At 67.3% G+C, this 26,190-nt stretch carries 18 protein-coding genes; 16 read left to right on the top strand and 2 right to left on the bottom strand.

Annotation, left to right across the window (positions count from 1 at the left end):
- Nucleotides 1-89 precede the first annotated feature (89 nt).
- The 3 genes from EYZ64_RS30280 to EYZ64_RS30270 are packed head-to-tail and all read left to right on the top strand — an operon-like array spanning nucleotide 90 to nucleotide 2,463.
- Nucleotides 90-869, top strand: a complete 780-nt coding sequence (locus tag EYZ64_RS30280) for a lysophospholipid acyltransferase family protein (RefSeq protein WP_135459442.1) — start codon at nucleotides 90-92, stop codon at nucleotides 867-869.
- Between the two features lie 8 nt (nucleotides 870-877).
- Complete coding sequence (locus EYZ64_RS30275; protein WP_135459441.1) at nucleotides 878-1,639, top strand: lysophospholipid acyltransferase family protein; 762 nt, start codon at nucleotides 878-880, stop codon at nucleotides 1,637-1,639.
- Nucleotides 1,636-2,463 carry an HAD family hydrolase gene (locus tag EYZ64_RS30270; RefSeq protein ID WP_135459440.1) on the top strand — a complete coding sequence of 276 codons (828 nt, stop codon included), beginning with the start codon at nucleotides 1,636-1,638 and terminating at the stop codon, nucleotides 2,461-2,463. The genes EYZ64_RS30275 and EYZ64_RS30270 overlap by 4 nt, the downstream gene beginning before the upstream one ends.
- 12 nt (nucleotides 2,464-2,475) lie before the next feature.
- Here EYZ64_RS30270 and EYZ64_RS30265 read toward each other — a convergent pair whose 3' ends face one another.
- Complete coding sequence (locus tag EYZ64_RS30265; RefSeq protein WP_135459439.1) at nucleotides 2,476-4,083, bottom strand: N-acetylmuramoyl-L-alanine amidase; 1,608 nt, start codon at nucleotides 4,081-4,083, stop codon at nucleotides 2,476-2,478.
- A gap of 125 nt (nucleotides 4,084-4,208) precedes the next feature.
- Entirely contained in the window at nucleotides 4,209-5,162 is a 954-nt protein-coding gene (locus EYZ64_RS30260) for a hypothetical protein (RefSeq protein ID WP_135459438.1), read from the bottom strand.
- Nucleotides 5,163-5,401: 239 nt separating this feature from the next.
- Here EYZ64_RS30260 and glf point away from each other — a divergent pair, with 239 nt between their 5' ends.
- The 13 genes from glf to EYZ64_RS30195 all read left to right on the top strand — a co-directional run bounded on the left by glf (nucleotide 5,402) and on the right by EYZ64_RS30195 (nucleotide 26,184).
- Nucleotides 5,402-6,640, top strand: a complete 1,239-nt coding sequence (glf, locus tag EYZ64_RS30255) for a UDP-galactopyranose mutase (RefSeq protein WP_135459437.1) — start codon at nucleotides 5,402-5,404, stop codon at nucleotides 6,638-6,640.
- Nucleotides 6,637-8,592: a glycosyltransferase gene (locus EYZ64_RS30250; RefSeq protein WP_135459436.1), complete on the top strand. Its 1,956-nt coding sequence runs from the start codon at nucleotides 6,637-6,639 to the stop codon at nucleotides 8,590-8,592. The genes glf and EYZ64_RS30250 overlap by 4 nt, the downstream gene beginning before the upstream one ends.
- Nucleotide 8,593: 1 nt before the next feature.
- Nucleotides 8,594-9,127 carry a phosphatase PAP2 family protein gene (locus tag EYZ64_RS30245; RefSeq protein WP_135459435.1) on the top strand — a complete coding sequence of 178 codons (534 nt, stop codon included), beginning with the start codon at nucleotides 8,594-8,596 and terminating at the stop codon, nucleotides 9,125-9,127.
- Nucleotides 9,124-10,065, top strand: coding sequence for a decaprenyl-phosphate phosphoribosyltransferase (locus tag EYZ64_RS30240; protein WP_135459434.1), 942 nt, complete (start codon nucleotides 9,124-9,126; stop codon nucleotides 10,063-10,065). Before EYZ64_RS30245 ends, EYZ64_RS30240 begins: the two co-directional genes overlap by 4 nt.
- A complete protein-coding gene (gene aftB, locus EYZ64_RS30235) occupies nucleotides 10,043-12,088 on the top strand; it encodes a terminal beta-(1->2)-arabinofuranosyltransferase (RefSeq protein WP_502702996.1) in 2,046 nt (681 codons plus the stop codon). The genes EYZ64_RS30240 and aftB overlap by 23 nt, the downstream gene beginning before the upstream one ends.
- A 104-nt stretch (nucleotides 12,089-12,192) precedes the next feature.
- Nucleotides 12,193-13,251 (top strand): esterase family protein, encoded by a 1,059-nt coding sequence (locus EYZ64_RS30230; RefSeq protein WP_135459433.1) that lies wholly within the window; start codon nucleotides 12,193-12,195, stop codon nucleotides 13,249-13,251.
- A gap of 137 nt (nucleotides 13,252-13,388) precedes the next feature.
- A complete protein-coding gene (locus tag EYZ64_RS30225) occupies nucleotides 13,389-14,384 on the top strand; it encodes an esterase family protein (RefSeq protein WP_135459432.1) in 996 nt (331 codons plus the stop codon).
- Between the two features lie 156 nt (nucleotides 14,385-14,540).
- On the top strand, nucleotides 14,541-15,452 hold the full coding sequence (locus EYZ64_RS30220; protein ID WP_135459431.1) for an alpha/beta hydrolase-fold protein: 912 nt from the start codon (nucleotides 14,541-14,543) through the stop codon (nucleotides 15,450-15,452).
- Nucleotides 15,453-15,516: 64 nt separating this feature from the next.
- Nucleotides 15,517-15,966: a hypothetical protein gene (locus EYZ64_RS30215; RefSeq protein WP_135459430.1), complete on the top strand. Its 450-nt coding sequence runs from the start codon at nucleotides 15,517-15,519 to the stop codon at nucleotides 15,964-15,966.
- A 42-nt stretch (nucleotides 15,967-16,008) separates the two neighbouring features.
- Complete coding sequence (gene culp6, locus EYZ64_RS30210; RefSeq protein ID WP_135459429.1) at nucleotides 16,009-17,022, top strand: carboxylesterase Culp6; 1,014 nt, start codon at nucleotides 16,009-16,011, stop codon at nucleotides 17,020-17,022.
- A gap of 254 nt (nucleotides 17,023-17,276) precedes the next feature.
- Nucleotides 17,277-19,166: a long-chain-fatty-acid--AMP ligase FadD32 gene (gene fadD32, locus EYZ64_RS30205; RefSeq protein ID WP_135459428.1), complete on the top strand. Its 1,890-nt coding sequence runs from the start codon at nucleotides 17,277-17,279 to the stop codon at nucleotides 19,164-19,166.
- A 62-nt stretch (nucleotides 19,167-19,228) separates the two neighbouring features.
- Nucleotides 19,229-24,634 (top strand): polyketide synthase Pks13, encoded by a 5,406-nt coding sequence (gene pks13 / locus EYZ64_RS30200; RefSeq protein WP_167858035.1) that lies wholly within the window; start codon nucleotides 19,229-19,231, stop codon nucleotides 24,632-24,634.
- Nucleotides 24,631-26,184: an acyl-CoA carboxylase subunit beta gene (locus EYZ64_RS30195; protein ID WP_135459427.1), complete on the top strand. Its 1,554-nt coding sequence runs from the start codon at nucleotides 24,631-24,633 to the stop codon at nucleotides 26,182-26,184. The genes pks13 and EYZ64_RS30195 overlap by 4 nt, the downstream gene beginning before the upstream one ends.
- The last annotated feature ends 6 nt before the right edge of the window (nucleotides 26,185-26,190 follow it).

The raw sequence follows: 26,190 nt of genomic DNA, 5'->3' as shown, positions 1-26,190 counted from the left end.
AACAGCCTTTCGATGGAGTCCTTTGATGCCCGCCCAGCCTAGCCCGAGTTGGGTGATGCGCCGATCCGGGCTGGGATTAGGCTGGCCACGTGGAACCGGTGTACGGGACTGTCATACAACTCGCTCGGGCTGCCTGGCGTCTGCAGGGGCTGAAGTTCAACGTGACCGGGGTGGAGAACATCCCGGTCACCGGCGGTGCGGTGGTGGCCATCAACCACACCAGCTACTTCGACTTCACCTTCGCCGGCTTGCCTGCCTATCTGCAGAAGCGCGGCCGCAAGGTCCGGTTCATGGCGAAGAAGGAAGTCTTCGACAACAAGGTCACCGGGCCGATCATGCGCAGCCTGCGCCACATCGAGGTGGATCGCGACAGCGGGGCCGCCTCGTTCGAGGCCGCCGTCGACTACCTCAAGGCCGGTGAGCTGGTCGGGGTGTATCCGGAAGCGACGATCAGCCGCAGCTTCGAGATCAAGGACTTCAAGTCCGGCGCGGCGCGGATGGCGATCGAGGCCGGGGTGCCGATCGTGCCGCACATCGTGTGGGGTGCACAGCGCATCTGGACCAAGGGCCGCCCGAAGAATCTGTACCGGCCCAAGGTGCCGATCTCCATTGCGGTGGGTGAGCCGATCCAGCCGACGCTGCCCGCCGCCGAACTCACCGCTCTGCTGCATTCACGCATGCAGCACCTGCTGGCCGAGGTGCAGGACGCCTACGGGCCGTATCCGCCCGGCGAGTTCTGGGTGCCGCACCGGCTCGGCGGCTCGGCGCCGACGCTGGCCGAGGCCAACCGGATGGATGCCGACGAGGCGGCCGCGAAGGCGGCCAGGAGAGCCGAGGCCGGACCCGAACCCACCGGGGCCCCGGGGTAAGCCCGCGTATGGAACCGGTTTTCCGAAGCTTGGAGATCGCCGCCGGGCTCGCAGTGCGGGCCACCGGAACCCGGATCACCTTTCGCGGGGTGGGCAATCTGCCCGCCACCGGCGGTGCTGTCATCGCCATCAACCACACCAGCTACGTGGACTTCCTGCCTGCCGCCCTGGCCGCGACCGAACGCGGCCGCCGGATGCGGTTCATGATCAAGGCCGAGATGGAACAGGTGCAGCCTGTGGGCTACCTGATCAAACACACCGGCACGATCCCGGTGGACCGCAGAGCAGGCGCGGGCGCCTACGCGGCGGCGGTGGACGCGTTGCGCCGCGGCGAGCTGGTCGGGGTGTATCCGGAGGCCACGATCAGTCGCGCCTTCGAGCTCAAGGACTTCAAGACCGGTGCGGCGCGCATGGCCCTGGAGGCCGGTGTGCCGATCATTCCGCTGATCGTCTGGGGCGCGCAGCGCATCTGGACCAAGGACCGCCCGAAGTCGCTGGGGCGCAAGAAAATTCCGGTGAGTGTGGTGGTGGGCGAGCCGATCACGGCGACGGGTCCGGTGGCCCAGATCGATGACACCCTGCGGGCCGGGATGTCGGCACTCCTGGACCTGGCTCAGCGGGACTATCCCGCGCCGGCGGGGGCATACTGGGTTCCCCACCGACTCGGTGGCAGTGCGCCGACACTGGCTGAGGCCAAGCGGCTGGACGAGGCCGAGTTGGCCGAACGCGCGCGCAAGCGTGCCGAGCGTGAAGCGACGGGAAAAAAGTGACAGGTGCCGAGCGGGCGCCGGGGCTGATCGCCACCGACGTGGACGGAACGCTGCTCGACGAGGACGAGAAGGTCACGCCGCGCACCCGTGCGGCGGTCCAGGCGGCGGTCGAGGCGGGCGCGACGTTCGTCCTGGCCACCGGACGGCCGCCCCGGTGGGTGGCGCCGGTGGTCGACGGACTGGGCCTGGCCCCGATGGCGGTGTGCGCCAACGGTGCCGTGATCTACGACCCGGCCACGGACCGCATCGTGTCGGCGCGCACGCTCTCGTCCGACGTGCTCGGTGAGCTCGCCGAGATCGCCACCCGGGTGATTCCGGGAGCGGGTCTGGCGGTGGAGCGGGTGGGCGCCTCCGCGCATGACGCGGCGACTCCGCAGTTCGTCAGCTCACCGGGGTACGAGCACGCCTGGCTCAATCCCGACAACACCGAGGTGTCGGTCGACGATCTGCTCAGTGCTCCCGCGGTCAAGCTGCTGATCCGAAAGGCCGGCGCGCGGAGTGCTGACATGGCTGCCGAGCTGCTCAAACACGTTGGTTTGCAAGGTGATATCACCTATTCGACCAACAACGGTCTGATCGAGGTGCTGCCGCTGGGGATCAGCAAGGCCACCGGTGTCGAGGAGTTGGCCGCTCCGCTGGGGCTCACCGCCGCCGATGTCGTGACCTTCGGCGACATGCCCAATGACATACCGATGCTGCGCTGGGCCGGGCGCGGTGTGGCGATGGGCAATGCCCACCCTGAGGCGGTGGACGCGGCCGACGAGGTCACCGTCACCAACGCCGAGGACGGGGTGGCCCGGGTGCTGGAACGCTGGTGGTCCTGACGCGCCGAGCGCTCAGGTGATCGGGGTGAAGCGCTCCAGCTGCACCGGCTGCTGATCGGGTGACGGCGGCGGCAGTTCCACCGGGACACCGTCGACCACACGGGTGACCGTGCCCTTCTCGCGGTCGAAGTTCAGCGTGCCGTGCTGGAAGTTCTGCACGATCCACTGGGGTTCGGGGATCTCGGAACTGGTCGGCAGGCCCAGCGCGCCGCGCTCGAAGCCGAGCGAGCCCCATGCCTCGTAGATGGCGCCGGTCACCGGTTCGGCGCCGCTCTCCGGTGACCAGTACACGGCGCCGTGCTCGAAGGTCGCGTAGCGGGCGGCACCGGCACCGGCGGACTCCGGCGAGGTCGGGTTGCCCAGCAGTCCGTTCGCACCGCCTTCGGCCTGCCACCGGGCGTAGATCGCGCCGCCACGCATCTGTTCGGCCAGGTCCGCGGGGCCGGGTGGCTGGTTGAACCGGGCGGCGATGTCGCGGATGTGGTCCATCTGGGCGTAGGCGGCATTGCCGGGGCAGTCGGTGATACCGACGTCGCGGTGGGTGAAGATCGTCGGCAGGGTGGGGGTCGCTCCGCGCGGGAAGTGGGTGAAAGATCCGCCCGCGGAGGTGAGTACGACGGTGCCGCGCGGGTCGATGTGATCGAGGCCGAGTCGCCAGCCCAACAGCCGGCCGGTGTTGCGCACCTGGATCTCGGTGGGTGGCACGACGTCGAAATCGCCCAGCATCGCCACACCCCAGGTGTCGATGTTGAAGCCGCCGGTATGCGAACCCTCGACCGGCTTGTCCATGCCGCCGGCGCGGCCTTCGAACACCTGCCCGTACTTGTCGACCATGGCGTTGTAGGCGATGTCGCACCAGCCGAGCTCGCGGGTGTGGTACTCGTAGATCGACCGGATGATGCCTGCTGAATCCTCGGGGGCGTAGTCGTTGCTGCCCGCCGTGTGGTGCACGATGCCGGCCCGGATGCCCTTGTCGTACACCGTGTTTCCGCATCGCATCGACTCATCGGCACCCCACTGGGCCCGGCTGATGATGGTCGGCGGTTGGCCGGGGTTGATGGCGGCGATCGGTAGTGGTCCGACGTCGACGGGGGACTGGGGCGGGCTGATCAGCACCGCGGTGACGTTCTGGCCGATGGGCGCTTCGACGTTGGCGGGCACATAGCCGAGGGCCGGCTTGGCCGGCCGGGGCTTTCCGGGCGGCGGGGTGGGGGCCTGCGGTGCGCGGGTGACGGAGATCTGCACGGTGTTGGTGCGCCCGACGAACACCGGTTCGGTGCCCCGTGGGCCCGGGGTGTCGGCGCCGACGCCGTCGAGGTTCTCGGCCTGGTACCAGGGGCCCCAGGTGCCGTCGTCCTTGCGGGCCCGGACCCGGGCGGAGGTTCCGCGCAGGTCCGGTGAGGTGAGCGCGACCATCGAGAACGGGGTGTCCTGATGGATCTCGCGGACACTCTCGCCGACCGCGAGATTGTCGAGCGGTTGCTGTGTGAGTTGTGGTGCCGCGTCAGATGGATTGGGCTGTTTGCCATGTTCGGATCCGGCGATCGCCCAGGGCGCGATCACGACCGTCGCCGCAAGTGCGGTGAAGAGAATCGGCGGCGCGGAACGGCGGGACTGCACGGACTGATGTTACGTATGAGTCAGATGTTGCGAATGTTTCGACACGGTCCCCGCGTGTCTTTCACAGGCAACGGCACCGCAGAGCCGATGGCTTCTGCGGTGCCGTTCTTCCAGTAGGGCCTTTGTTACGGGACCGGCGCCGGGGCCGGGGCCGGCGGCGGCACCGCGGCGGCCGGGGCCTTCATCGCCGAGGTGATCGCCGGCATGACCATGCCCTTGAGCAGGTCGATGGCCTGGCCGGCGCCGAGCTGGTTGGCAGCGCTGGACAGGTCGCCGAACAGCCCGCCACCGCCGCCGCCCGTGGCGGGCATCGCGGCCAGCGACGGATCGGCGCCCAGCAGCGGGTAGGTCCCCGCACTGGGATCCAGCCCGATCGGAGCCGAGATCGGCACCTCGCCCGGGGCGCCCAGGCCGCCGAGGCCGCCGGAGAGCGACGGGTCGAGGCCCGTCGGCGAGGTCAGGCCCCCACCGCCCAGTCCAGCGGGGGTGGTGGTCAGCCCGCCCGGCACGGCGCCCGCCGGCGTCAGTGCCGGATTGGTCAGCGAGCCGGTCGGCGCGGTGAGCGCCGGGTTGGTCAGCCCACCCGGTGCGGCCGGAAGGCCGGCCGTCGGCGAGGTCAAGCTCGGCGACAGACCGTTGGGGCTGATCAGCGAGGCGTCAGGCGAGGTCAGGCCGGGGGAGGTCAGTCCCGGTGACGTGAGCCCCGGTGACGTGAGTCCGGGCGAAGTGAGCCCGGGGTCGGTCAGGCCCGGTGCGGTGAGCCCCGGCGACGTCAGGCCCGGGGACGCCAGACCGGGTGACGTCAGCGTCGGCGAGCCGAGGGTCGGCGTCGGCGACGAGCCGGTCAGCAGGCTGTTCGGCATCGGCGGCAGGTTGATGCCGAACTGGGACAGGCCCTGCGACAGTGCGGACATCAGTTCACCGGGAAGGTCGGTGACCAGTGCGGCCTGGGTGAACTCGCGCTCCTGTGGCGCGGGGGAAAGCTGCGACATGGCAACTAGGGCGACTGGACTTGCGACTGCCACTGCGGCGACTGCGCTCATGGCTGTCGAGAGCTTGCGTCGACGGCGGTTCGGCACGGAAGTCTCCTCAATTTGTTGCTGCTCGGACGTGCACTTCACATAACTGGGTGGTGCATTCCTCTTGCTCCGTCGGCATTCCGGACCAGATGGTGTGAAGCCCATGAGTGCCAACGAGATCGATGTTAGGGCTGTGACTCATGGGTCTAAAGTGACGATATTGAATCGTGAGCGAATTGCGACCTGGGCCCTTCGTTGAATTCGGGGCACAGGGGCGTGGTCGGATACCCTGGCTGCCGATGACGTCCTTATCTCCCCGGGTCGCTACAGACCAGTCCAGCGGACATTTCGACTTATTCGTCGTCGGCTCCGGTTTCTTCGGTCTGACGATCGCTGAGCGCGTGGCGACGCAACTGGGCAAGCGTGTCCTTGTTATCGAACGCCGTCCGCATATCGGTGGTAACGCCTACTCGGAAGCCGAACCGCAGACCGGTATCGAGGTCCACAAGTACGGGGCCCACCTGTTCCACACGTCCAACCAACGGGTGTGGGACTACGTGCGGCAGTTCACCGACTTCACCGGCTATCAGCACCGCGTCTTCGCGATGCACGCCGGCCAGGCCTACCAGTTCCCGATGGGACTCGGCCTGGTCTCCCAGTTCTTCGGGCGCTACTTCACCCCGGACGAGGCCCGGGCGCTGATCAAGGAGCAGGCGAGCGAGATCGCCGGGCACGAGGCGGCCAACTTCGAGGAGAAGGCCATCTCGCTGATCGGCCGCCCGCTCTACGAAGCGTTCATGAAGCACTACACCGCCAAGCAGTGGCAGACCGACCCACGCGAGCTGCCGGCGGCCAACATCACCCGCCTGCCGGTGCGCTACACGTTCGACAACCGGTACTTCAACGACACGTACGAAGGTCTGCCGGTCGACGGGTACACCGCGTGGCTGCAGAACATGGCCGCCGACGACCGCATCGAGGTGCGGTTGGACACCGACTGGTTCGACGTGCGCGACGAACTCCGTGCGGCCAACCCTGACGCCCCGGTCGTCTACACCGGGCCCCTGGACCGCTACTTCGACTACTCGGAGGGCCGGCTCGGCTGGCGCACACTGGATTTCGAGCTCGAAGTGCTCGAGACCGGGGATTTTCAGGGCACCCCGGTGATGAACTACAACGACGCCGACGTGGACTACACCCGCATCCACGAGTTCCGCCATTTCCACCCCGAGCGGGACTACCCGTCCGACAAGACGGTGATCATGCGGGAATTCTCGCGATTCGCCGAAGTGGAAGACGAGCCGTACTACCCGATCAACACCGAGGCCGACCGTGCACTGCTGGGCGCCTACCGGGCCCGCGCCAAGGACGAGACCGCCTCGGCGAAGGTGCTCTTCGGCGGCCGGCTGGGCACCTACCAGTACCTCGACATGCACATGGCCATCGCCAGTGCGCTGAACATGTACGACAACACCCTGGCACCGCACCTGTCCGAGGGTGCACCGCTGGCTACCGAAGTGGAAAGCAGCAAAGCATGAGTGACATCCCATCCGGCGCGCTCGACGCCGGAGAATCGCGGGCCGTCAGTCTGCTGGCCCGCGTCATCCTGCCGCGACCGGGCGAGCCGCTGGACGTCCGTCAGCTCTACATCAAGGAATCCGACACCAATGCTCGTAGGGCACATGCGCCGACCCGCACCGCCCTGGAGATCGGCACCGAATCCGAGGTCTCGTTCGCCACGTACTTCAACGCCTTCCCGGCCAGCTACTGGCGGCGCTGGTCCAGCCTGAAATCGGTGGTGCTGCGCGTCGAGCTGACCGGCAGCGCCCGCGTCGACGTCTACCGGTCCAAGGCCACCGGCGCGCGGATCACCGTCGGCGGCGCTCCGGTGTCCAGCGAAGGAAACCCGGCTGGATCCGATGGTGGCGCCCGCGCCACGGTCGAATTCGAGATCGACCTGGCCCCCTTCGAGGACGGCGGCTGGATCTGGTTCGACATCACCACCAACTCCGCGGTGCGGGTGCACAGCGCCGGTTGGTACGCGCCCTCACCCGCGCCGGGCCGGGCCAACATCGCCGTCGGCATCCCCACCTTCAACCGGCCCTCGGACTGCGTCAATGCTCTGGCCGCCCTGACCTCGGATCCGTTGGTGGACGAGGTGGTCGGTGCGGTCATCGTGTCCGATCAGGGCACCAGCAAGGCCAAGGACCACCCCGGTTTCGAGCCCGCCGCGGCCGCGCTGGGCAACCGGCTCACGATCCACAACCAGCCCAACCTCGGCGGGTCCGGCGGCTACAGCCGGGTGATGTACGAGGCGCTGAAGAACACCGACTGTGAGCAGATCCTGTTCATGGACGACGACATCCGTATCGAACCCGATTCGATATTGCGTGCCCTGGCCATGAACCGGTTCGCCAAAGAGCCGATCCTGGTCGGCGGTCAGATGCTCAACCTGCAGGAGCCCTCGCACCTGCACATCATGGGCGAGATGGTGGACCGGGCGAACTTCATGTGGTCGGCGGCGCCGAACGCCGAGTACGACCACGATTTCGCCAAGCATGCGCTCGACGACGTCGAGTCCGACCGCAGCAAGCTGCTGCACCGCCGCGTCGACGTCGACTTCAACGGCTGGTGGATGTGCATGATCCCGCGGCAGGTCGCGGAGGAGCTCGGCCAGCCGGTGCCGTTGTTCATCAAGTGGGACGACGTCGAGTACGGCCTGCGCGCCGCCGAGCACGGCTACCGCACCGTCACCCTGCCGGGTGCGGCGATCTGGCACATGGCCTGGAGCGACAAGGACGACGCGATCGACTGGCAGGCCTACTTCCACCTGCGCAACCGGCTCGTGGTGTCGGCCATGCACTGGGACGGCGACGTCCGCGGGCTGATGGCCAGCCATCTCAAGGCGACGTTCAAACACCTTCTGTGCCTTGAATATTCGACTGTCGCCATTCAGAACCAGGCGATGGAGGATTTCCTGGCCGGCCCGGAGCACATCTTCTCCATCCTGGAGTCGGCCCTGCCCGACATCCGCGCGATGCGCCAGCAGTTCCCCGATGCCGTCGTGCTGGCCGGGGCCACCGAACTGCCGCCGGCCTCGGATCTCAAGCGCAGGAAGATCAGCATCCCGGTGTCCAAGCCGGCGATCCTGGTGAACCTGGCTCGCGGCGCGGTCCACCAACTGCGTAAGCACGATCCCGGGACCCACGTCCGGCCGCAGATCAACGTGGCCACCCAGGACGCCCGCTGGTTCTCGCTGTGCCGGGCCGACGGGGTCACCGTGACCACGGCCGATGGCCGCGGTGTGGTGTACCGGCAGCGCGATCGGGCCAAGATGTTCGCACTGCTGCGTGCCTCGCTGCGCCAGCAGTTGCGCGTGGTCCGTCAATTCGACCGGATGCGCAAGGTCTATCGTGAGGCGCTGCCGGTGCTGACCAGCACCCAGAAGTGGGAGACGGTGTTGCTGAGCGAGTCGGCGGAGAAAAACTGACATGACCGATGCCCCGCGCGGCGAGGACGCCGTGTTGGTCGCCGTGCAGTCCGCCCTGGCCACGCGGCCAGGCGTGCTGGCCGGCGCCCGTGCGCTGTCGCATTTCGGTGAGCACAGCCTGGGTTGGCTCGGGCTCGCGGCCGTCGGTGCCCTGGCCCAGCCCACCAAGCGCAAGTCATGGATCGCCGTGGGCGTCGGCGCCTTTGCCGCCCATGCCGCCGCGGTCCTGATCAAGCGGGTGGTGCGCCGGGAGCGGCCGCACCACCCCGACATCGCTGTGAACGTCGGGACACCGAGCCGGTTGAGTTTCCCGTCGGCACATGCCACCTCGACCGCCGCGGCGGCCGTTCTGCTGGCCCGGACCACGGGACTGCCGGTGCGGGCGCTGCTGGTCGTGCCGATGGCGCTGTCGCGCCTGGTGTTGGGCGTGCACTATCCCACCGACGTACTGACCGGCGTGGCCGTCGGGACGGTCGTGGGTTCTGTGGTCGGAAAAACTGCCGGTGTCGGGCAGAAGGAGACTGTGGCCAAATGAGTGAGGAAGCGCAGCCGGAGGCCGGGCCGCCGAAGAATCTGGCCGTCGGGCTGATCAAGGCGCTGCGGCCACGGCAGTGGATCAAGAACCTGCTGGTGCTCGCGGCGCCGTTGGCCGCCGTCGGCAGCGGAATCGAGTACAACTACGCCGACCTCGCCTTCAAGGCGTCGATCGCGTTCGTGGTGTTCTGCCTGGCCGCGTCGTCGATCTACCTGATCAACGACGCGCGTGACGTCGAGGCCGACCGTGCCCATCCCACGAAACGGTTCCGGCCGATCGCCGCGGGTGTGGTGCCGGAGTGGCTGGCCTACACGCTGGCGATCGTGCTCGGGCTGGCCTCGCTGGGTATCTCGTGGCTGCTGACACCGGATCTGGCACTGGTGATGGCGGTGTACATCGCGATCCAGTTGGCGTACTGCTTCGGGCTCAAGCACCAGGCGGTGCTCGACATCTGCATCGTGTCCTCGGGGTTCCTGCTCCGCGCGATCGCCGGTGGTGTGGCCGCCGATATCCCGCTGTCGCAGTGGTTCCTGTTGGTCATGGCCTTCGGCTCGCTGTTCATGGCGGCCGGAAAGCGTTATGCCGAGCTGCAACTGGCCGAGCGCACCGGTGCCAAGATCCGCAAGTCGCTGGAGAGTTACACCAGTAGCTACCTGCGCTTCGTCTGGACGTTGTCGGCCACCGCGATGGTGGTCTGCTACGGCCTGTGGGCGTTCGGGCGCGACAGTGCGAATGATGCGCTGGGGCTCGATGGCCAGGACGCTTCGTGGTACGCGATCACGATGGTTCCGTTCACGATCGCGATCCTGCGTTATGCGGTTGACATTGATGGTGGCATCGCCGGTGAGCCAGAGGAGATCGCGCTGAAAGACCGAGTGCTGCAGGTCCTGTTCCTGGCGTGGATCGGAACCATCGGTGCTGCCATCTACTTCAGCTGACCGAATTACTCTGCGCCGCCTGGCGGGCGGCGTGGGTGCCCGGTTGGCGCGCTGGCCGGTGTTTCCGTACGACGTCACGGTGCGGATCAGCTTGTGGGTGAGTGTGGTCGTGGTCGCCGGCCTGTTCGGCTGGGGTGCGTGGCAGCGCCGCTGGATCGCCGACGACGGCCTGATCGTGCTGCGCACGGTGCGAAATCTGTTGGCGGGCAACGGCCCGGTCTTCAACGCGGGTGAGCGGATCGAGGCCAACACCTCCACGGTGTGGACCTACCTGGTGACGCTGGGCGCATGGCTCGGCGGCCCGGTCCGGATGGAGTACGTGGCCCTGGCGTTCGCGCTGACGCTGAGCGTGCTCGGCGTCGTGCTGGCGATGCTCGGAACCGGCCGGTTGTATGCCCCGAGCCTGCAGGGCCGCCGCGCACTGCTGCTGCCCGCTGGTGCACTGGTCTACATCGCGGTCCCGCCCGCCCGCGACTTCGCCACCTCGGGGCTCGAAAATGGTTTGGTGCTGGCCTATTTGGGTCTGCTGTGGTGGATGATGGTGTGCTGGTCGCAGGCTCTGCGCGCGGCTCCCAAAACGGTCGGTCGTGGCAGCCCGAAGGCCGCGCCCAATCCGGTCTCGAGCCGGTACTTCGAGGGGGCGCTGGCCACCGTCGCCGGGCTGAGCGTGCTGATCCGCCCCGAGCTGGCGCTGATCGGCGGTGGCGCGCTGGTCATGATGCTGATCGCGGCGCGCGGTTGGCGTCGCCGGGTCCTGATCGTGGTGGCCGGCGGACTGCTGCCGGTCGCCTACCAGATCTTCCGGATGGGTTACTACGGGCTGATGGTGCCGGGCACCGCGGTCGCCAAGGACGCGTCGGGATCCAAGTGGTCCCAGGGCCTGACCTATCTGACCAATTTCAACCAGCCGTACCTCCTGTGGGTACCGGTGATGCTGCTGGCCGCGCTCAGCGCCGTCCTGCTGACCACCAGGACCCGGCCGTGGTGGGTGCGCCATCAGGTGCCCCGCGGCTACGGCTGGCTGGCCCGGACCGTTCAAAGTCCGGCTGCCGTGGTGCTTTTCATGTTCCTCAGCGGGCTGCTGCAGGCGATCTACTGGGTGCGCCAGGGCGGCGACTTCATGCACGGCCGGGTGTTGCTGACGCCGCTGTTCTGCATGCTGATGCCCGTCGCGGTGATCCCCGTCGTGCTGCCCGACGGCACCAAGTTCACCAGGGAGACGGGTTACCTGCTCGCCGCGGCCACGAGCGTGCTGTGGGCCGCGGTGGTGGGCTGGTCGATCTGGGCGGCCAACTCGTCCGGCCTGGGCGCCGACGGTACGCGGGTCACCTACACCGGCATCGTCGACGAGCGCCGGTTCTACTCGCAGGCCACCGGTCATGCCCACCCGTTGACCGCTGCCGATTACCTGGACTACCCGCGCATGCGTGCGGTGCTGACGGCCATCAACAACACCCCCGACGGGGCACTGTTGTTGCCGTCGGGCAATTACGACGTGTGGGACGTCGTCCCGGCCTATCCGCCCCCGCCCGATCTCTCCCCGGCGGAACGGCGGGCGTTGGCCACCCCGCACACCGTGTTCTTCACCAACATGGGCATGCTGGGCATGAACGTCGGGCTCGACGTGCGGGTCATCGACCAGATCGGCCTGACGAACCCGCTGGCGATGCACACCCAACGGTTGACCGACGGCCGTATCGGCCACGACAAGAACCTGTTCCCGGACTGGGCGGTGGCCGAGGGGCCGTTCCTCAAGACCAGGCCCTACATCCCGGCTTATCTGGACGAGGAATGGATCGCCCAGGCCGAGGCGGCGCTGGCCTGCCCGGCCACCGAGTCGATGCTCAGCTCGGTGCGCGGCGAGATGACCCCGCGGCGGTTCCTGTCCAACCTCGCGCACGCTTACGAGTTCACGAAGTACCGGATCGACCGGGTGCCGCTCTATGACCTGAAGCGCTGCGGTCTACCGGTTCCCGAGCCCAAGAAGCCGCCGTACACGGGGATGCCGGCCACGGGGCCGTAAGGCTGTCTGAACTGAATCTGTGTGGTTGGTAACGCTGGGCGTGCTAGCGCCGATACCCAGACGAGCCTGTGCACAGATCTTGAATGGACGGTACGAAAAAACCGATGCTGACCTCTGGTGTCTCCGTCACGCGTCGATGGGGCCGGCGCCTTCTGACGGCTACCGCCGCGATCGCGATGCTGCCCGCTGTCGGGGCGCTCGCCGCTGCGCCGCCTGCCGGGGCGTTCTCCCGCGAGGGGCTGCCCGTCGAGTACCTCGACGTGTATTCGCCGTCGATGGGGCGCAGCATCCGCGTGCAGTTCCAGGGTCCGGCATCGGCGCCCGCCCCGGCGAGCACCACAGAAGGGGCGCAGGCCCAGCCCGCCCCGGCGACTTCGCCCAGCGGGCCGAGCAAGGCGGTCTACCTGCTGGACGGCATGCGCGCGCAGGATGACCTCAGCGGCTGGGACATCAACACCCCCGCGTTCGAGTGGTTCTACGGTTCCGGCCTCTCGACGGTGATGCCCGTCGGCGGGCAGTCCAGCTTCTACAGCGACTGGTATTCGCCGTCGACTCTGAACAAGCAGACCTATACCTATAAATGGGAGACGTTCCTCACACAGGAGCTACCGGCCTATCTGGCCGCCAACAAGCAGGTGTCCGCGACGGGCAACGCCGTGGTCGGGTTGTCCATGTCGGGCAGTGCCGCGTTGATCCTGTCGGCCTATCACCCAGGTCAGTTCAGTTACGCCGCGTCGCTGTCGGGATTCCTCAACCCGTCGTCACTGCTCATGCAGCAGGCGATCCGTGTGGCCATGCTCGACGCGGGTCGCTACAACGTCGACAACATGTGGGGTCTGCCCTGGGACGGCGCCTGGAAGCGCAACGACCCCGTCAAGCAGGTGGCCAAGATCGTGGCCAACGGCACGCGGCTGTGGGTGTACTGCGCACCCGGCGGCGCCACCGGGCTCGACGAGGGCTCCGACCCGAACCTCGCGATGAGCGCCAGCAGTCTGGAGACGCTGGCGATCAAGAGCAACAAGGACTTTCAGGAGGCCTACACCAAGGCGGGCGGCGGCAACGCGAGCTTCCATTTCCCGTCGGCGGGTAACCATGCCTGGCCGTACTGGGCGGCTCAGTTGCAGGCCCTGAAACCAGACCTGATCGCGACCATCAACGGCTGAGGGGCGACCAGGGACGACAACTGCTGAAGAGAAGCATCACGCATTCGTGTGGTTGACTACACGGGCACGTGAGCCGCTTACGTCGGTCCTGACATCGATGTGCGGAATACGAAGAAGAGATTCAGATAGGGAGCGGTATGAAGTTCGTTGGGAAGATGCGCGGCTTGTCGCGCCGGCTGACGGTCGCGGCAGCGGCAGCGGCCGTGCTGCCTGGCCTGGTTGGCGTCGTGGGCGGCTCGGCGACCGCCGGAGCCTGGTCTCGACCTGGCCTACCGGTCGAGTACCTCGAAGTTCCGTCGGCAGCGATGGGGCGTGACATCAAGGTCGAGTTCCAGAGCGGTGGAGCGGGTGCACCTGCGCTGTACCTGCTCGACGGTATGCGCGCTCGCGAAGACCAGAACGGGTGGGACATCGAACTCCCGACGTTCGAGTGGTTCCTGAACTCGGGCATCTCGGTTGTCATGCCGGTCGGTGGCCAGTCCAGCTTCTACACCGACTGGTACAAGCCGGCGTGTGGCAGCAAGGACGGCGGCTGCAAGACCTACAAGTGGGAGACCTTCCTGACCCAGGAGCTCCCGGCGTACCTGGCGGCCAACAAGGACGTGAAGTCGACCGGTAGTGCTGTGGTCGGTCTGTCGATGGCCGGTTCGTCGGCGCTCATGCTGTCGGCTCGCCACCCGGATCAGTTCATCTACGCGTCCTCGCTGTCGGGCACGTTGAACCCGTCTGAGGGCTGGTGGCCGATGCTGATCGGTGTCTCGATGGGTGACGCCGGTGGCTACAAGGCCGATGACATGTGGGGTTCGACGGGCGACCCGAACAACGCCTGGAAGGCCAACGACCCGACGGAGAACGTCGCGACCCTGGCCAACAACGGCACCCGTCTCTGGGTGTACTGCGGTAACGGCAAGCCGGGCGAGCTGGGCGGCGCCGACATGCCCGCGAAGTTCCTCGAGGGCTTCGTCTGCCGGACGAACTCCACCTTCCAGGAGAAGTACATCGCGGCCGGTGGCAAGAACGCCGTGTTCAACTTCCCGCAGAGCGGTACGCACAACTGGGCCTACTGGGGCCAGCAGCTGCAGGCCATGAAGCCTGACCTGCAGCGCGTCCTGGGTGCCACCCCGACCGCCTGAGCGGCCGGATAGATATACGGACGACGGCGGCGATCCTCACGGATCGCCGCCGTCAGCCGTTTCTGGGCCCCTGCTGTGGTTGCGATGTGGTTCACTACAACGCGGGTTACGTGTGCGGGGGCACTTTCGAACGACCGGCAGCATGAGAGGTTGATGATGAGACGTGCGTTGAGTCTGATGCGGGCGATGCTGCTGGCCCTGTTGGCCCCAGTGCTCGGTACTGCCCTCTGGGCCGTGTCGGCGACGACGAGCGGCCCGGCCCGGGCTGACGGTGTCGAATACCTGATGGTCCCGTCGGCCGCGATGGGCCGCGACATCCCGGTGGCATTCCAGGGTGGCGGGCCGCACGCGGTGTTCCTGCTCGACGCGTTCAACGCGGCCCCTGACGTGAGCAACTGGGTCAACGCCGGCCATGCGATGTCGACTCTGGCCGGCCGCGGCATCTCGGTGGCGGCCCCGGCCGGCGGAGCCTGGAGCCTCTACACCAACTGGGAGCAGGACGGCAGCAAGCAGTGGGAGACCTTCCTGTCCGCCGAGCTGCCCGACTGGCTGGCCGCCAACAAGGGTCTGGCCCCGAACGGGCACGGGATCGTCGGCGCCTCGCAGGGCGGTACCGCGGCGGTGACGCTGGCCGCATTCCATCCCGACCGGTTCCGCTTCGCCGGATCGCTCTCGGGTTTCCTGACCCCCTCGGCCACCACCGTCAACGGTGCGATCACCGACGGGATGGCGAAGTTCGGCGGCGTGGACAGCTACGGGATGTGGGGAGCCCCACAGCTCGGCCGCTGGAAGTGGCATGACCCCGACGTTCACGTGCAATTGCTGGCCGACGCCAACACCCGGTTGTGGGTGTACAGCCCGGCCGCGCTGACATGCAGCGACCCGGCCGCGATGATCGGCGTGTGCGATCTGGCGCAGGGCAGCAACCGGTCGTTCTACCAGCATTACCGTTCCGTCGGCGGCAGCAACGGGCACTTCGACATGCCCGCCGGCGGCCAGCACGACTGGGGCAGCTGGGCCCCGCAGCTGGCGCAGATGTCAGGCGAACTGGTCGCGACCATCAAGTAGAAGGTCGCTGGAACTGCGAATCAGCTGCGCCGGGACACTTTTCACCAGCCGGTACGGTGGAAGCGTGCAGCACTCGGTACGGTCGGCCACCCTGGTGGTAGCGGTGTCCGCTGCGTCGTTGCTCACGGCGTGCGATGCGGGCGGTGACATCATGGCGCCGCTGGCTCTGCCCACCTCACAGATCAACGGCGCGCAGCCGCAGGCGGTGTCTGCGCAGCCTCTCCCACACCGCAGCGGTGATCTGGCCGTCACGTCGCAGCAGCGCACCTACCTCGACGAGCTCAAGGCCGCCGGGATCACCCCGTCCAGTGAGCTGCTGGCGTTGTCGATCGGGTCGTACGTGTGCCAGGGCCGCGCCGCCAAGCAGGATGACCAAGCAGTGCGAGAATTCGTCCTGCCGCTGGTGCGCAGCGATGTCCGGGCGGCCCATTCCGGTCAGGAAAGCCCGACACCTGGCGAGATCGACACCGCCGCCACCGACTACATCCGAACCGCCACCGAACATCTCTGCTGAGAAGCAGATCACCGCACCGCACGCGAGGAGCCCCAGTAACCCATGGCCAAAAATGCCAGCCGCCGGAAGCGTCACCGCATCCTGGCCCTGATCGCTGCCGCGGTGATGGCTCTCGTCGTGGTGCTCGTGGTGACGATGGTCGTGATCTACATGCGTCGTCCCGAAACCCCGTCGGTGCCGCCGTCAGCCCAGCCCCCGGCCGGGGTGCCGGGTCCGTCGGCGACGCGTAAGCCGCGCCCGGAGTTCCAGTCCGCCGACTGCCCCGACGTGATGCTGGTCTCGATTCCAGGCACCTGGGAGTCCTCGCCGCAGGACGACCCGTTCAACCCGACGCAGTTCCCGCTGTCGCTCATGAGCAACGTGAGCCGGCCGATGGCCGAGCAGTTCGGGACGGACCGCCTCGAGGTCTACACGGTTCCCTACACCGCGCAGTTCCATAACCCGTTCTCCGCCGACAAGCAGATGTCGTACAACGACAGCCGGGCTGAGGGAAAGCGCACCGCGGTCAAGGCGATGACGGATATGAACGACCGCTGCCCGCTGACCAGCTACGTGATCGCCGGCTTTTCGCAGGGCGCGGTGATCGGCGGTGACCTGGCCAGCGACATCGGCAACGGCCGCGGCCCGGTCGACGAGGACCTCGTGCTGGGTGTGACGCTGATCGCCGACGGCCGCCGTGAACTCGGCGTCGGGCAGGACGTCGGCCCCAATCCGCCGGGGCAGGGTGCCGAGATCACGCTGCACGAACTGCCGGTGCTGTCCGAGATGGGCCTGACGATGACGGGCCCGCGGCAGGGCGGATTCGGTGCGCTGAACAACCGGACCAACCAGATCTGCGGCAAGGGCGATCTGATCTGCTCGGCGCCTGAGGAGGCGTTCTCGATCTTCAACCTGCCCAAGACCCTGGAGACACTGACCGGCAGTGCGGCCGGGCCGGTGCATGCCCTGTACAACACCCCGCAGTTCTGGGTGGAAAACGGGCAGACCGCCACGCAGTGGACGCTGAGCTGGGCCAAAGACATGGTGGACAACGCGCCGCATCCCAAGCACGGTTGACACCGAACACGCCCGGGTCACGACTCGCGCGGCGGATTTGGTCGGGACCATCACGGTCCCTTAACATTAAGAGAAAAATAAGAGCATCGCGCGTGAGTAGTGGGTTTGATAGAGCCGTCAGCTGATTCGTGGGCGCGGATCGGCAGCCCGGTACGATCGTCCGGGTTTGGGTACGTACCGGCCGCCGAGTGGCTGCGACGCACCGCCAGTGACGTGCGCCAACGCGACGAGTACCGCTCTGACAGGAGAGTTATATGCCGTTCATCAATCCGTTCATCAAGGACGGTCAGATCAAGTTCCCTGACGGCGCCAGCATCGTCGAGCACGTCGAGCGTTGGGCCAGGGTTCGTGCTGACAAGCTGGCATACCGCTTCCTGGACTTCTCGACCGAACGTGACGGCGTCGCCCGCGACCTGACCTGGGCCCAGTTCAGCGCCCGGAACAAGGCAGTGGCCGCCCGGCTTCAGCAGGTCACCCAGCCCGGTGACCGCGTCGCCATTCTGTGCCCGCAGAATCTCGACTACCTCGTCGCCTTCTTCGGCGCGCTCTACGCCGGCCGCGTCGCGGTGCCGCTGTTCGACCCGTCCGAGCCCGGACACGTCGGCCGCCTACATGCGGTGCTGGACGACTGCCACCCGTCGGCGATCCTGACCACCACCGATGCCGCCGAGGGCGTCCGCAAGTTCTTCCGCAGCCGGCCGGCCAACCAGCGTCCCCGGGTCATCGCCGTCGACGCCGTGCCCGATGACGTCGCCGCCACCTGGGTCCACTTCAAGGACGTCGACGAGAGCACCATCGCCTACCTCCAGTACACCTCCGGATCGACCCGGATCCCGACCGGCGTGCAGATCACCCATCTGAACATGGCCACCAACGTGGTGCAGATCGTCGAGGCGCTCGAAGGCGAGGAGGGCGATCGCGGCCTGTCCTGGCTGCCGTTCTTCCACGACATGGGTCTGGTCACCGGGCTGATCGCCCCGATGATCGGCCACTACTTCACCTTCATGACCCCGGCCGCCTTCGTGCGCCGGCCCGAGCGCTGGATCCGGGAGATGGCCCGCAAGGAAGGCGACACCGGCGGTGTCATCTCGGTGGCCCCGAACTTCGCGTTCGACCACGCCGCGGCCCGCGGTGTCCCCAAGGATGGCGCGCCGCTCGACCTGTCCAATGTGAAGGCTGTGCTCAACGGCAGCGAGCCGATCTCGGCGGCCACGGTGCGCCGGTTCAACGAGGCGTTCAGCCCGTTCGGCTTCCCGGCCAAGGCCATCAAACCGTCCTACGGTCTGGCCGAGGCAACGTTGATGGTGTCGACCACACCGGCCGCCGAAGAGCCGAAGATCATCTCCGTCGACCGCGACGAGCTCAACAGCGGCCGCATCGTCGAGGTGGACGGCGATTCGATCAAGGCGGTTGCCCAGGCATCGGCCGGCAGGGTCGGCGTCTCGGAGTGGGCCGTCATCGTGGACGCCGAGAGCGCGACGGAGCTGCCCGACGGACAGGTCGGCGAGATCTGGATGAGCGGCCAGAACATGGGCACCGGGTATTGGGGCAAGCCCGAAGAATCGATCGAGGTTTTCCAGAACACCCTCAAATCGCGGACCAGCCCGTCACACGCCGAGGGTGCTGAAGACGACGCCACCTGGGTCCGCACCGGCGATTTCGGTGCCTTCTACGACGGTGACCTCTACATCACCGGCCGCGTGAAGGATCTGGTGATCATCGACGGCCGCAACCACTACCCGCAGGACCTGGAGTACTCGGCGCAGGAGGCCAGCAAGGCGCTGCGCACCGGGTATGTCGCGGCCTTCTCGGTGCCGGCCAACCAGCTGCCCGACGAGGTGTTCGAGAACGCGCACGCGGGGCTGCACCGCGATGCCGACGACAGCTCCGAGCAGCTGGTCATCGTCGCCGAGCGGGCGCCCGGCTCTCACAAGCTCGAAGTCGGCCCGATCACCGACGACATCCGCGCGGCGATCGCCGTGCGCCACGGCGTCACCGTGCGCGACGTGCTGCTGACCGCGGCGGGCGCCATCCCGCGTACCTCCAGCGGCAAGATCGGCCGCCGGGCCTGCCGCTCCGCATATCTGGACGGCAGCCTGCGCACCGGGAAGATCGCGAACGCGTTCCCCGACGAGACGGACTAACCGAACCTCTAAGCCAACGACACGTGGCCGACCAGCCCGTTCTGATGCAAGGTGACCTGAATATGGATGAAACACAAAGCAATTCGAATCTTCCAGAGGGCACCGAGCCCGCCGGGGCACCGGCGTCGCGCCCCGACCTGACCGTCGCGGAGATGCGTGAGTGGCTGCGCAAGGCGGTGGCCACCGCCACGAGTCAGTCGGCCGACGCGATCGATGAGACCACGCCGCTGATCGAGCTGGGCCTGTCCTCGCGCGACGCGGTGGCCATGGCAAGCGACATCGAGGACCTCACCGGCGTCACCCTGACGGCCACGGTGCTCTTCCGGCACCCGACCATCGAGTCGCTGGCCACCGTGATCATCGAGGGCGAGCCCGAGCCCGAGAACACCGATGACGCGGACTGGTCGCGCGACGCCGATGTCGAGGACATCGCGATTGTCGGCGTCGCCACCCGCTTCCCGGGGGACATGAATTCCCCTGAGGAGATGTGGGAGGCGCTGCTGGAAGGCCGCGACGCCATCACGGACCTGCCCGAGGGCCGCTGGGAGGAATTCCTCGCCGAGCCGCGGATCGCCGAACGCGTCGGCAAGGCCAGCATTCGCGGCGGCTATCTCTCGGATATCAAGGGTTTCGACTCCGAGTTCTTCGCGCTGTCGAAGATGGAGGCCGACAACATCGATCCGCAGCAGCGGATGGCGCTCGAACTGACCTGGCAGGCCCTCGAGCATGCCCGCATCCCGGCGTCGAGCCTGCGCGGTACCAATGTGGCTGTGTACGTGGGTAGTTCCAACAACGACTACCAGTTCCTCGCCCTGATGGACCCCACGGCCGCGCACCCCTACGCGATCACCGGTACCGCGACCTCGATCATCGCCAACCGGGTGTCCTACTTCTACGATTTCCGCGGACCGTCGGTATCGGTCGACACCGCCTGCTCCAGCTCGCTGGTCGCCGCGCACCAGGGTGTGCAGGCGCTGCGCTCCGGCGAGGCCGACGTGGCCATCGTCGGCGGGGTCAACGCCATGATCACCCCGATCGTCACGATCGGTTTCGACGAGGTCGGCGGAGTGCTGGCCCCGGACGGCCGGATCAAGTCGTTCTCCTCCGACGCCAACGGATATGCCCGCTCCGAGGGCGGCGGCATGCTGGTGTTCAAGCGGGTTTCCGATGCCCGCCGCGACGGAGACACCATCCTCGCCGTGATCGCCGGCAGCGCGGTCAACCATGACGGCCGGTCCAACGGCATGCTCGCGCCGAACCCGGACGCGCAGGAAGACGTGCTGCGCAAGGCCTACAAGGACGCCGGGATCAACCCGCGCGACGTCGACTACATCGAGGCGCACGGCACCGGCACCATCCTGGGTGACCCGATCGAGGCCGACGCACTGGGCCGGGTGGTCGGCCGCGGTCGCGACGCCGACAAGCCCGCCCTGCTGGGTGCCGTGAAATCCAATGTGGGGCACCTGGAGTCGGCTGCCGGCGCGGCCAGCCTGGCGAAGATGACCCTCTCGCTGCAGCACGACAAGCTGCCCCCGTCGATCAACTACGCGGGCCCCAACCCGTACATCGACTTCGACAAGGAACACCTCAAGGTCAACGACACCGTCTCGGAGTGGCCGCGCTACAGCGGGCATGCCATCACCGGTGTCTCGGGCTTCGGCTTCGGTGGCGCCAACGCCCACCTGGTGCTGCGCGAGGTGCTGCCGTCGGATCTGGTCGAGCCGCAGCCGGAACCCGAAGCGGTCGAGGACAAGTCGGCTGCTGATGACGCCAACGCCGTGCACGTCGGTGGCGTGCGGATGGACGAGTACGGCGAGTTCATCCACGATGAGCCCGAGGTCGACGAATACCCGGCCTACGACGAGGTAGCCCATGAGCTGCCCGGCCTGACCGACGAGGCGCTGCGCCTGCTGGATGCGGCCCGTGCGGAGCTGGCGGCGGCGGAAGCTGCCGAGCCCACCAAGAAGGTTGTCCCGCTTGCTGTTTCGGCGTTCCTGAGCTCACGCAAGAAGGTTGCCGCGGCTGAGCTGGCGGACTGGATCGACAGCGAAGAAGGCCGCGCGTCGACGCTCGAGTCCATCGGACGCTCGCTGTCACGCCGCAGCCACGGCCGTTCCCGCGCCGTGGTGCTGGCCCATGACCACGACGAGGCGATCAAGGGCCTGCGGGCGATCGCCGAGGGCAAGCAGCATCCGACTGTGATCTCGGCCGACGGCCCGGTGACCAACGGGCCGGTGTGGGTGCTCGCCGGTTTCGGTGCGCAGCACCGCAAGATGGGCAAGAGCCTGTACCTGCGGGAGCCGGTCTTCGCCGAGTGGATCAACAAGGTCGACGCTCACATCCAGGATGAGCGCGGGTACTCGATCGTCGAGCTGATTCTCGATGATGCGATCGACTACACCAATGAGACCTGCGAATACCCCATCGAAGTGGTCCAGACGGTGATCTTCGCCCTCCAGATCGCGCTCGGTGAGTTCCTCAAGGCTCACGGAGCGAAACCCGGTGCGGTGGTGGGACAGTCGCTCGGTGAAGCGGCCGCCGCGTACTTCGCGGGCGGCCTGTCACTGGCCGACGCCACCCGGACCATCTGCTCGCGTGCGCACCTGATGGGTGAGGGCGAGGCGATGCTGTTCGGCGAGTACATCCGGCTGATGGCGCTCGTCGAGTACTCGGCTGACGAGATCAAGACCGTCTTCGCCGATTACCCGGGCCTGGAGGTGTGTGTCTACGCCGCCCCGACCCAGACCGTCATCGGCGGCCCGCCGGAGCAGATCGACGCGATCATCGCCCGGGCCGAATCGGAAGGCAAGTTCGCCCGCAAGCTCCAGACCAAGGGCGCCAGTCACACCCAGCAGATGGACCCGCTGCTCGGTGAACTTTCCGCCGAAATCCAAGGTATCGAACCGCATCCGCTGACCACGGGCTACTTCTCGACCGTGCACGAGGGCAAGTTCATCCGGGCCGGCGCCGAGCCGATCCACGACGTGGACTACTGGAAGAAGGGCCTGCGGCACAGCGTCTACTTCACCCACGGCATCCGCAACGCGGTGGACAACGGTCACACCACGTTCCTTGAGCTGGCGCCGAACCCGGTGGCCCTCATGCAGGTTGGGCTGACCACCGCATCGGCCGGCTTGCACGACGCGCAGTTGGTGGCGACCCTGGCCCGTAAGCAGGACGAGGTCGAGTCGATGGTCACCGCCATGGCCCACCTGTTCGTGCACGGCCATGAGCTGGACTTCCGGACCCTGTTCCCGCGCAAGTCCACCGGTTTGGCCGGTGCCCTGGACTTCGCCAACATCCCGCCCACCCGGTTCAAGCGCAAGCAGCACTGGCTGGACGCGCAGTTCACCGCGGACAGCTCGGCAGTGATGCCCGGCAACCACGTCGCGACACCCGACGGCAAGCACGTCTGGGAGTTCGTGTCGAAGGGCACCGCCGACCTCGCCGCACTGGTGAAAGCGGCTGCCGCGCAGGTGCTTCCGGACGCCAAGCTGACCGCTTCCGAGCAGCGTGCGGTGCCCGCCGAGGGCTCCCGCCTGGTCACCACGCTGACCCGGCACCCGGGCGGCGCCTCGGTGCAGGTGCACGCGCGCATCGACGAATCGTTCACGTTGGTCTACGACGCGATCGTGACCCGTGGCGGCGCCGCGGCAGCGCTGCCGACCGCCGTGGGCGCCGGTGTTGTCGCCGAGCAGGTTTCGGCTACCCCAGAAGCGGTGGCTGAGCCCGAGGTCGAGGACGATGCGGCGATTCTGTCCGACAACCTGACCAAGGGCGCCAATCTCGGTGCGGGCTTTGCCAAGTGGTCACCGGATTCGGGCGAGACCATCGCACAGCGACTCGGCACCATCGTCGGCGGTGCCATGGGCTACGAGCCCGAGGACCTGCCGTGGGAGGTGCCGCTGATCGAGCTGGGCCTGGATTCCCTGATGGCGGTGCGGATCAAGAACCGGGTCGAGTACGACTTCGACCTGCCGCCGATCCAGCTGACCGCGGTGCGCGACGCCAACCTGTACAACGTCGAGGAGCTCATCAAGTACGCGATCGAGCACCGCGACGAGGTCGATCAGATCGCCGAATCCCAGAAGGGCAAGACGGCCGACGAGATCGCCGCCGAGCAGTCCGAACTCCTGGGCGGTGCCTCCACGGTCGCCGAGCTCGAGGCCAAGCTGGCCGAGGCCGGACACCCGTTGGCGGAGACGGACTCCGACGACAGCGCTGAAGCTGCCGAAGCCGCACCCGCACTGGACATTCCGGCCCCGCCGAGTGACCCGTCGGGCCCGTCGATCCCGGCTCCGCCGTCGGATCCGTCCGGACCGAGCAAGGCCACCGCGGCCGCGGCCGCGGCCAAGGTGCTCACCCAGGAAGCGGTCACCGAGGCGCTGGGCGCCGACGTGCCGCCGCGTGACGCAGCTGAGCGCGTCACCTTCGCCACGTGGGCGATCGTCACCGGCAAGTCGCCGGTCGGCATCTTCAACGAGCTGCCCTTCGTCGATGTAGAGACCGCGACGAAGCTGTCCGAGCGGCTCTCGGAGCGTGCCGAGGGCACAGTGACGGTCGAGCAGGTGCGCTCGGCGAAGACCATCGAAGAGCTGTCGACGATCGTGCGTGATCAGCTCGAAGAAGGTGTTGTCGACGGATTCGTCCGCACTCTGCGACCGGGCAAAGAGGGCACCTCGCACGTGCCGCTGTTCGTGTTCCACCCGGCCGGCGGATCGACCGTCGTCTACGAGCCGCTGATGAAGCGGCTTCCGGCCGACACCCCGGTGTACGGCATCGAGCGCGTCGAGGGCGCGATCGAGGAGCGTGCCGCCGAGTACGTGCCCAAGCTGCTGGAGATGCACAAGGGGCCGTTCATCCTGGCCGGCTGGTCGCTGGGCGGGGCGCTGGCCTACGCGTGCGCGATCGGCCTGAAGCAGGCAGGTGCCGATGTCCGGTTCGTCGGGCTGATCGACCTCGCGCTTCCGGGCGAGCCGATCGACCAGAGCAAGGAGGGGATGCGGGCCCGTTGGGATCGCTACGCCCTGTTCGCCCAGCGCACGTTCAATGTCGAGATCCCGGCGATCCCGTACGAGGAGCTGGAGCAGCTCGACGACGAGGGCCAGGTGAAGTTCGTTCTGGACGCGATCAAGGACAGCGGTGTGCAGATCCCGGGCGGGATCATCGAGCATCAGCGCACGTCGTATTTGGATCAGCGTGCCCTGGCCACCATCGAGGTCCAGTCCTACGACGGCCACGTCACGCTGTACCTGGCCGACCGCTACCACGATGACGCCATCGTCTTCGAGCCCGCGTACGCGACCCGCAAGCCCGACGGCGGCTGGGGGGAGTACGTCAAGGATCTCGAGGTGGTGCCCATCGGGGGCGAGCACATCCAGGCCATCGACGAGCCGTACATTGCCAAAGTCGGTGCTCACATGAGCGAGGCGATCAACCGTATCGAAGCGGAGAGCGAGAGCAAGTGACCAACAAGACCACGGCTGAACTGCTTGCCGAGCTCCGCGAGAAGCTGCAACAGGCTGCCGATCCGGGCGACGAGAAGGCCAAGGCCCGCCGGGACAAGAAGGGAATTCCGTCCGCACGGGCCAGGATTCACGCCCTGGTCGATCCGGGCAGCTTCCTCGAGATCGGTGCGTTGGCGCGCACTCCGGGTGACCCCAACGCGCTCTACGGCGACGGCGTCGTCACCGGCCACGGGACCATCAACGGCCGCCCGGTCGGTGTGTTCAGCCACGACCAGACGGTGTTCCAGGGTTCGGTCGGTGAGATGTTCGGCCGCAAGGTGGCCAAGCTGATGGAGTGGGTGGCCATGGTCGGCTGCCCGATCATCGGTATCAACGACTCGGCCGGCGCCCGCATCCAGGACGCGGTGACCTCGCTGGCCTGGTACGCCGAGCTGGGCCGCAGACACGAAATGCTGCGCGGCCTGGTCCCGGAGATCTCGATCATCCTGGGTAAATGCGCCGGCGGCGCGGTGTACTCGCCGATCCAGACCGATCTGCTGGTGGCGGTGCGCGATCAGGGCTACATGTTCATCACCGGACCGGACGTGATCAAGGACGTCACCGGCGAGGACGTGACGTTCGACGAACTCGGCGGCGCCGACGTACAGGCCCAGCGCGGCAACATCCACAAGGTTGTCGAGGACGAGGCGGCGGCGTTCCAGTACGTCCGCGACTACCTTTCGTTCCTGCCCGCCAACCACTTCGACGACGCGCCGATCGTGAATCCGGGTCTGGAACCCGAGATCACCCCGCACGATCTGGAGTTGGACGCGATCGTCCCGGATGCCGACAACACGTCCTACGACATGCACGAGATCCTGCTGCGGATCTTCGACGACGGTGACATCTTCGAGATCGCTGAGCAGCGTGGCCCGGCCATGATCACCGCGTTCGCCCGGGTGGACGGCCGCCCGGTCGGTGTGATCGCCAATCAGCCCATGCACCTGTCCGGCGTGGTGGACACCGATGCCTCCGACAAGGCCGCCAGCTTCATCCGGTTCTGCGACTCCTTCAACCTGCCTTTGGTTTTCGTCGTGGACACCCCCGGCGCCATGCCGGGTTTCGCCGAGGAGGAGAAGGGGATCATCAAGCGCGGCGGCCGGTTCTTCAACGCGATCGTCGAGGCCGATGTGCCGAAGGTGACCATCATCGTCCGCAAGGCCTACGGCGGCGGGTATGCGGTGATGGGTTCCAAGCAGCTGTCGGCCGACCTGAACTTCGCCTGGCCGACTGCGCGTATCGCGGTGATCGGTGCCGAGGGTGCGGCGCAGCTGTTGGTGAAGCGGTTCCCGGATCCGACCGCGCCTGAGGTGCAGAAGATCCGCGCCGACTTCATCGAGGGCTACAACCTCAACCTGGCCACGCCGTGGATCGCGGCCGAGCGCGGTTACATCGACGGCGTGATCCAGCCGCACGAGACCCGGCTGCTCCTGCGTAAGTCCCTGCACCTGCTGCGGGACAAGCAGAACATGCCCAAGGTCCAGCGTAAGCACGGTCTGACCCCGATCTGATCGTCA

The organism is Mycobacterium sp. DL99, assembly GCF_004762045.1.
Classification (GTDB): Bacteria; Actinomycetota; Actinomycetes; order Mycobacteriales; family Mycobacteriaceae; genus Mycobacterium.
Note: the sequence above shows the minus strand (reverse complement) of the source record. Positions and strands in the feature narration are given on the sequence as shown.

Excerpts from the sequence above, each read along its gene's own strand:
- EYZ64_RS30275 (WP_135459441.1), top strand. The coding sequence starts at position 878 with ATGGAACCGGTTTTCCGAAGCTTGGAGATCGCCGCCGGGCTCGCAGTG.
- EYZ64_RS30220 (WP_135459431.1), top strand. The coding sequence starts at position 14,541 with ATGAGACGTGCGTTGAGTCTGATGCGGGCGATGCTGCTGGCCCTGTTG.
- EYZ64_RS30245 (WP_135459435.1), top strand. The coding sequence starts at position 8,594 with ATGACCGATGCCCCGCGCGGCGAGGACGCCGTGTTGGTCGCCGTGCAG.
- EYZ64_RS30225 (WP_135459432.1), top strand. The coding sequence starts at position 13,389 with ATGAAGTTCGTTGGGAAGATGCGCGGCTTGTCGCGCCGGCTGACGGTC.
- fadD32 (WP_135459428.1), top strand. The coding sequence starts at position 17,277 with ATGCCGTTCATCAATCCGTTCATCAAGGACGGTCAGATCAAGTTCCCT.
- EYZ64_RS30230 (WP_135459433.1), top strand. The coding sequence starts at position 12,193 with ATGCTGACCTCTGGTGTCTCCGTCACGCGTCGATGGGGCCGGCGCCTT.
- culp6 (WP_135459429.1), top strand. The coding sequence starts at position 16,009 with ATGGCCAAAAATGCCAGCCGCCGGAAGCGTCACCGCATCCTGGCCCTG.
- EYZ64_RS30250 (WP_135459436.1), top strand. The coding sequence starts at position 6,637 with ATGAGTGACATCCCATCCGGCGCGCTCGACGCCGGAGAATCGCGGGCC.
- EYZ64_RS30240 (WP_135459434.1), top strand. The coding sequence starts at position 9,124 with ATGAGTGAGGAAGCGCAGCCGGAGGCCGGGCCGCCGAAGAATCTGGCC.
- glf (WP_135459437.1), top strand. The coding sequence starts at position 5,402 with ATGACGTCCTTATCTCCCCGGGTCGCTACAGACCAGTCCAGCGGACAT.
- pks13 (WP_167858035.1), top strand. The coding sequence starts at position 19,229 with ATGGATGAAACACAAAGCAATTCGAATCTTCCAGAGGGCACCGAGCCC.